Below are 7722 nucleotides of genomic sequence, written 5' to 3' on the forward strand. Positions count from 1 at the left end.
CCCTCGCCCTCTGGGAGAGGGTTAGGGTGAGGGATTTTAAATTCAACAAATTCATGCTATTAGATTTGTTGATATTTTCGATTAAGGAATTAGTCTATCCTTAACTTAACGACATTGGGTTAGGAGGTGGTTGACGTAAGTCCATTAAAATCAACCCCCCTCTAACTCCCCCCAAGCTTGGGGGGAGAATTTAAAGACAGATTTCATTAATTTTGCAAGAGCCTCAAGACTAATGAAATAAAGTCGAAATGATATCGAATTCGCCGGCCGCTCCGGTATCCGCGCCTTCCTTTCCGTTGAAACAAAAACGGAGAAAGAAATGGAAAAGGCGAATCTTATGGTTCGCCTTATTTCTTCTTGTCTGCGCGACGTTTGTATTCCTTGGTCCGGCCTCCTGGCTGACGCAATGGCTTCTCGTCTACGAAACGCCGCTGCGTCCGGCGGACGTAATTCTCGTCGGCGGCGCGGGCGCATCGTTGGATACGGCGGTGGAATATTGCAAAACGGGATTCGTCAAGGCGATTTTGATTGTGCAGGGAACGCCGGAGCGGTATCGCGGCGTGGACGCGCCTGTTTCAATTAACCATTTCATCCGGCAAGACCTGCGGCAAGCGGGGATTCCCGGCGCGGCGGTCTATAGCGTTGAAAAGGAGTCGCATAGTCTTTTGGAAAGCCAACGCCAATTGCGCCGGTTCATGGTAGAGCGCGGCTTCCGCTCCTATATCTGCTTTCCCCCCGATTACGCTTCGCGCTTTACGAAAATCCTTCACGAGCAAACATTCCCCGAGAAGAACGTAGAGGCCGTTATTATTCCATCCGGAGGCAAGCGAGTATTTCGCAAGCATCTTCTAGGCATTCAAAACACTTTGATCCGCTGGATGTATTGGCAAATCGTCTATTGTCCGCAAATGCGGGAAGAAATAGCGCAAGAGGAAGTATTATCCATTTCTAGGTAAGCGGATTAGAGCGTTTCAGGATGGCATAGATTGGAAGAGTAAATCAAAACCAACAATATGTCATCGCCGCTTTATGCTCGATGATATTGCCTGAATCGGGATATCCAGGATAAAGGGATTTATTTATCCTACAAATCCCGAAATCCTGGCCATCCGGATTCGGATAATGATGGCGAAGCGCCGCCGCCCGCAAGAATAAAAATTTTCCCAAATAGTTTTTTATAAATTTTGTGGTAAATTGTTTATCGAAACGCATTTTCCGAGCCATGAATATTCGCAGGAAGCAGGTAATTCTCTATGAATTGGCAGGAACGGATTATCGTCGATGAAAAAATTCTTGCGGGCAAGCCTGTTATTAAAGGCACTCGCTTATCGGTGGAATTCGTCATCGATCTGTTGGCTCGCGGGTGGACAGTGGAGCAAGTGATTCATGAATACGATCATTTGACTCCCGAAGACGTCCAAGCCTGCCTGAGCTATGCCGGCGAGGTTTTAAAAAGCGAAAGAATCTATTCGTTGCCCGCCTGAGCGGATAAAAGCCTGCGGATGAAATTTCTCCTCGACGAAAATATTCCCCTATCGGTAATCCGCCAACTTCGCGAACGAGGTCATGATGTTCTTTCGGCGAAAGAATCATTGCGCGCCGAAAACGACGAAATCGTGCTGGAACGGGCGCAAAGAGAATCCCGCGTGGTTGTAACTCAGGACAAAGATTTCGGCGAATTGGCTTTTCGTAAGCGACTGCCCTCGTCCTGCGGAATTATTCTCTTTCGTTTATCGGGCGGCGCCCCCGATGACGAAGCCCGGCGGATGTTGCAAGCCATTGAAAGCCGGAACGATTGGACAGGTCAATTTTCCGTGATCCGCGACGCCTTTATTCGAATGCGGCCTCTTAAATAATGAGAATAAGCAAAACTTACTCACGCCCCAAGTCCAAGCCTTGGCGCAGCCGTGGATAAAAAGCATTTTTCCGCGCCATTCGCGGTTCAAACCTTTTAGTCTGAATCGTGATGCCCAGGATAAAAAGATGCCCCGGATTTTTATCCTAAAATCCTGATAATCCTGGCTACCCTGATTCTGACAAACAATTGGAAAATAGTATGTACCCAATCCCGTAACGCTCTATGAGGCGGCGGCGCGGAATCCCCCGGCGGGATCGAGAAATGGCGCAGCCTTGGAGAATTCGCCGCATTCCAGCAGGACGAGGCCGTATTCTGAGCGGATTAAAGGCAGACGGGAATAACGTTGATGAAAGCGTTCGATCACGTCTCGCGCCCGGTTGAGACGTCCGCCCTTGCGGCAGATTTCCGAAAAGGCCAGCAAGGCGTCGACGGGAGGGATATCCAAGGATACGATCGGCTCCAAGGCTTCCACCGCCCGATCCACCGCTCCCACCGCTTCCAGGCAACGGGCCAGCAGCATCCGGTTCCGCGCCCGGTTGGAATCCAGTTCCACGGCTTTCTGCGCTTTCTTCAGGGCTTCGCCATACTCGCCCCGGTCGTATAGTTGCATCCCCCACCAGTAATAAGCGTCTACCTGGCTGTTATCCAATTTCGCCGCTTGCGCGAAGCATTTCAAGGCTTCCTCGACGATTCCCCGCCGCCGTAAAATTTCTCCAAGACATACGCGGGATTGAGCGCGCGAGTCGTCCCGCCGCACCGCATAACGCAATAGATCGAAGGCTTCCTGTTCCTGGTTGTCTTCAAAAAGAGCGCAGCCTAGTTTATGGGAAAGAGCGGCGTCTCCCGGATTTTTCTCCAGAATTTTCCGATAGGCGTCCACCGCCCGATACCAATGCCGGAACTGGCAGGCCATATCGGCAAAGCGCTCCAGATGCTTCCTGTCCGGCTTTTTCGACGACGCTTTTTCGTACAAAATATACGCCTCGTCGATTTTCCCATCCGCAGCCAGGACATCCCCCAGCGCCGCATAATCCGCCGCCTCCGCATTGTCGAAGGCCGCGATGTTCCGCAGTTCGCAGAGATGCGCGACCTTATTGTTCAAAACCTGAAAGACGCGGGAGCGCAGCCGGTGCGCCAAAATATGCTTCCGGTCGAACTTGAAAAGATCGTTCAGCGTTTGCAGCGTCTCGTTGTAATTCTTTCTTTGAAATTCCAGCCGCGCCTGCTGATAGAGCCGTTGAATTTCTTCCTGCCGGACGGCGGGAATGGTATTGGCCAACTGTTCGATCAACTTGGAGAGCAGTTTGATGTGGGCTTCCACGGTTACATTGGTAGATTTTTGCCGCACCAGCGCTTCGATCTTCCCGCGCTCCACGCCGGAAAGATGCGTCAGGCATTTTTCCAATGCGGCGTGAAGATTCCTCTCCATCTCCCGATCCTGATGGATTTGCTTGTCGATGCGTTCATAAAATTTCAGCAATCGGTCGCCGCGTTGTATCAATTCCTCCCGCAAATTCCTGGCTTTATCGAGGGCGTCTTGATGGCGGGTCTTCAACAAACGGTCGGATTCCGCATCTTTCATATTCGGCTTCATCAAATCGAGAGCCGATTCGTATTTTGCCAACAGTTCTTTTTTTTGCTGAAATTCCTCGAAACAAACGTCCATTTCGGCAACGAGTTCCAAACTCGATTTCGACAATCGTCCCATTTTGCGGTGGTGATCCATCTCCCGGCGCACTTCCAGCATGACGTTGCGCACTTCGTCGGCGACGCCGTCCCGTATAATCCGGGCGAATTCCGTAAAGCGGGGATCGTCATCCGACTGCTTCGCTTCCGCCTTCGATCGCATGGCGCCTTTGAGCGATTTGCTTTTAATCTGGCCTCGCAGGGAATTGGCCACATCCAATATAGAGCGAATTTCATAGTCCATAATCGTTAAACCTCGCCGCCTTCGGCGCGAGCCAACTCATGGAACGATTCGGCCATCAAATTTCCGTCGATGAACAACACGACGGTTGGCCCCATCTCCTCGTTCACCGTCAACGTTTTCCCCCAAATACTGACGCTCGTTCCGGGATAGATTTTCGCGCGGGCCAATACCAGCGGAGTCAACGCCTCCGCATCGAGAATCGCCTGATTAACGTTTTCCAGCCTCTTTTCCAGAATTTTGATCTCTTTCGCCAACTTGAGCGCGGATAACTGTACGTTTTTCAACTTGTCGTTTTCTTCCGCAGTCAGCGTTTTTTCCCGGCAAGCCTGCACCAACGCTTTTTTCGCAAGTTCCATCTTTTTGTATCGCAACTGTCTTTCCTTGAGAGATTGTTTGAGCTTATCCGCTTCTTCTTGCAAACGGGGCGAACAGTCTTCGATTTGTATAAGCGTTTTTACGCTGGATTCCGAGCCGATGATATGTGCGCGTACATCCTCATGGGCATTGGTTTCTCCGCCGATGATCTGCCCCTTCTCTCCCGTCAGCAGTACGCTCTTGGCGGAAACCGACGATTGGATCAATTCGCCTTTAATCGTAACGCTCCCCCCCGCTGTGATGCGGGCGTTGCTAATATGCTTTGCATAAACATTCTTTTTGACTTGGATTGAGGATTTCTCGCCGCCGACGATTCCCCCGCGGCAGAAGAGCGAACCGCCCGCTTTCACTTCAGCGCCTTCGATAACGCCATAGACGGCTACATCCAGATTGGATTGGATGGAAAATCCGCTCAATACGTCCTTTTTCACAACAACCGCCAAATTCGTCTGCACATCGTTGGATTCGTAATCCACATTCCCTTCGATCACTACCGCTGGTTCCACGCAATAAACGCCGTTTTCGCAATAAGCGCAGCCATCCACATCGGCGCGGATTTCCAAGCCGTCCGCGCTCGGGACGCAATAAGGAATTTCCGGCAAATTCAAATCCATCCCCGCCGCCCCCATGATTTCCCGGCCATAAACGTCCTTGCCCCCTTCGCCCTCCGATCCTGCGGTTTTTCGTAAAATCGTTTGCGTTTTTTTTACCAACTCGAAAAAACGGCCATTGGAAGCAGGCTTCTTGGATTTGACTTTATCGTCCGGAGGACGCGAAGAAGGCGACAAATTCATGCAATCCAAAATCTCCGCATCATTTCCCAAAACGGGACATTTCCCCGACGCCGTGCGAATCCACCGATCGAACAACCGTTCTTTAAATATTCGGTCGATAGCGTCATTTTCGATGCCATTCGCGATCCCCGCCCGTTGCAACGAAGCCAACAACCGCGCCGGCGTCCAAAGCGAAGCGAATTCGCTCGGAATCTTGACGCTGGCGGTCAACGAGTCCGGGCTGACCATGAGGCCAGGACCTAGACATATCGCCGCTTTCGCCAAAAGACTGGCGGGGCCGTTATCGTTTTGACTTGATTCGAGCTTGATCCCCGCTTTCGCCATTTCCTGCATCCAACGATTCAAATGCCGCAAAATGGAAAACGCCGATTCCTGCAAGCGCTGAACGGAAATTCTGCCGCGCCAGCTTTCCAATTGACCAAGAAAGGCCAGCAAATCTTCCAGCTTCGCGAGAAAAAGAATAGCGTCGGAACGCGCCGCTAAATTTTCTCTCAATTCCGATGCGCAATCCCGCATACACGCCAGAGCGCGCTCCAACATATTCCCTGTCGAAGTCTCCCTTTCCGCGCCGGTATGCGAAAGAGAATCGTTTTGTATATTCATAACGTCTTTATGCTCTATTAAAACAAGATGGTAAGAATCGAAAAAACAATGTTGCGTTATTCCCTTCCTATGATGAGAAAACTAAAGCGTTTCAGGATTGGGTAACCATGTTTCACCGCTTCCTTATCCTCACGGAAAATTCCCTCGCCCTTTGGGAGAGGGCTAGGGTGAGGGGGCAAATCCTCAATGGTTTGGCAACTATCCAAACCTGAATTGCTCTAGTGTCATGGAGAATAGCAATCCTTCCACCTTCCCATACAATCGCCGCATAGTATTCGATTAATAACGCAAATACAGCGATCGGCTATGCGTCTCCCGTCATAGCGCAATTGTTCGATTCTATTGTAAACTATATCCTAATAATGGGGGGAAAAACAAAAAAATGAACGCATTCACCGGCGCTCTCCGATTTGATATCAATAAAACAATCGCAAAAATATCCGATAGAATAGTATCATGAAGATTCGCGGCGAGAAAGAAGGAAGAATTGCATATCGCATCCATCCGGCTTCAATGCCATTCATAGTCTTCAAGCAGGATTAATCATCGGCTTCATCCGCCCCGTCGTCTGCATGACGGATAGCCACAAATCGTCCTCGGTATCCAGCACTTTTCGGCAAGAAACCGCCGCCGCCATCGGGACATGGGTAAACGCGGAATTCCAATACCCCACGATCATCGCCGTTCGGCCGGACATGGCGGCGTGCACCGCGTTTTGCGCCAGCCGCAGGCAAAACATCCGATCCGAAGGCAAGGCTTTTAGCGAACGGACAATATAACTGGGATCGATGTATTTGACGGAAACGGGAATATTTCTCTCTTTAAAATAGGCTTCTACGCGCTCGTGGAGATAGACGCCGATATCCGCCAGTTTCACGTTGCCGGAAGCGTCTTTTCCCATCGTGGAGAGCTGATCCTGCAAGAATTTTTGCCCCGCGCCCTCGGCGACGACGACCACGGCGTGAGGGCGCCGAAGAATCCTCTTTTCCAGTTCCGCCAAAAAACCGTTGGGCGGATCGAGATCGAAGGGCGCCTCCGGGATAAGCGTAAAATTGGCTTCGCCGCTGGCCACGGACGCCATCGCCGCCAAAAAGCCGGATTGGCGTCCCATCAATTTGACGATGGCGATGCCGTTGAGCGTTCCTTTCGCTTCAGCATGGGCGCTCTGAAGCACCTCCGCCGCCACGGAATAGGCGGATTCGAATCCAAAACTTTTTTCCAAATAGGCGATGTCGTTGTCGATGGTTTTTGGGACGCCGACGACGGCGATATCCAGCCCGCGCTTTTTGATTTCCTGCGACAAGGCCAAAGCCCCCCGCTGCGTTCCGTCGCCGCCGACGGCGAACAGGATATTGATTCCTCTCGCCGCCATATAATCCGCCATCTCTCCGATCGGCTGCGGCCCGCGCGAGGAACCGAGAGCCGTGCCGCCTTGCATCGGCCAGTTCTCGACCAAATCAGGCGTCAAGGGCATAGGCGCCAGCTTGGATCGTTCCACAAGCCCCAAATACCCGAAGGGAATGCCGTAAATGGCTGGTACTCCATAATGGTGATGCAGAGAAAGCACCAAACCTCGAATCACATCGTTCAAACCAGGGCAAAGCCCGCCGCAAGTTACGATGGCGGCCTTCGTCCGGACGGGATCGAAATAGATGGCGTCGCGCGGCCCCGCTGCTTCGAACGAAGGCGGCTCTACTCCCTCGGAAATGTACTTCTTCCAGGCGCGAAGCGAACGATCGTAGACGATTCTCTCCGAATCCTCCACGAAATTCGCGATATAATCCCCATCGATATGCGATAATTTCATCGGGGATTTATAACGGTATTCGCCCAGACGTTCGATCGCGAAGTCGTACAGCTCTCCATTCATACCCTTGCTCCTTCCATCGCCTTGAAAATGCATTCGCCATTCATGACGCAGGATTTTTATTATCTACTTTATTTCGAGGCTCTTGCAAAATTAATAAAATCCGCTTTTTAATTCTCCCCCCAAGTTTGGGGGGAGTTAGAGGGGGGTTGATTTTGTTAGACTTATAACAACCCCCTCCTAACCCAATGTCATTAAGTTAAGACATAACGTGACGAAATTCCATTCCCTCGCCCTCTGGGAGAGGGTTAGGGTGAGGGATTTTAAATTCAACAAATTCATGCTATTAGATTTG

At 51.1% G+C, this 7722-nt stretch carries 6 protein-coding genes; 3 read left to right on the forward strand and 3 right to left on the reverse strand.

Annotated features, from left to right (window positions below; translation table 11 throughout):
• The first annotated feature begins 248 nt into the window (after positions 1-248).
• From AB1656_22490 to AB1656_22500, 3 genes are all read left to right on the forward strand, one after another.
• Positions 249-956, forward strand: coding sequence for a hypothetical protein (locus AB1656_22490; protein ID MEW6238168.1), 708 nt, complete (start codon positions 249-251; stop codon positions 954-956).
• A 297-nt stretch (positions 957-1253) separates the two neighbouring features.
• Complete coding sequence (locus AB1656_22495; GenBank protein ID MEW6238169.1) at positions 1254-1484, forward strand: DUF433 domain-containing protein; 231 nt, start codon at positions 1254-1256, stop codon at positions 1482-1484.
• A gap of 18 nt (positions 1485-1502) precedes the next feature.
• Positions 1503-1856 (forward strand): DUF5615 family PIN-like protein, encoded by a 354-nt coding sequence (locus AB1656_22500; GenBank protein ID MEW6238170.1) that lies wholly within the window; start codon positions 1503-1505, stop codon positions 1854-1856.
• Positions 1857-2078: 222 nt separating this feature from the next.
• Here the strand turns inward: AB1656_22500 and AB1656_22505 are convergent, their stop codons facing one another.
• The 3 genes from AB1656_22505 to AB1656_22515 form a co-directional block, all read right to left on the reverse strand.
• A complete protein-coding gene (locus tag AB1656_22505) occupies positions 2079-3788 on the reverse strand; it encodes a tetratricopeptide repeat protein (protein MEW6238171.1) in 1710 nt (569 codons plus the stop codon).
• A 5-nt stretch (positions 3789-3793) separates the two neighbouring features.
• Complete coding sequence (locus tag AB1656_22510; protein ID MEW6238172.1) at positions 3794-5560, reverse strand: FapA family protein; 1767 nt, start codon at positions 5558-5560, stop codon at positions 3794-3796.
• A gap of 529 nt (positions 5561-6089) precedes the next feature.
• Positions 6090-7430, reverse strand: a complete 1341-nt coding sequence (locus AB1656_22515; protein ID MEW6238173.1) for an ATP-dependent 6-phosphofructokinase — start codon at positions 7428-7430, stop codon at positions 6090-6092.
• Between the last annotated feature and the right edge of the window lie 292 nt (positions 7431-7722).

The sequence above is a fragment of the Candidatus Omnitrophota bacterium genome (assembly GCA_040755155.1).
Lineage (GTDB): Bacteria > Hinthialibacterota > Hinthialibacteria > Hinthialibacterales > Hinthialibacteraceae > JBFMBP01.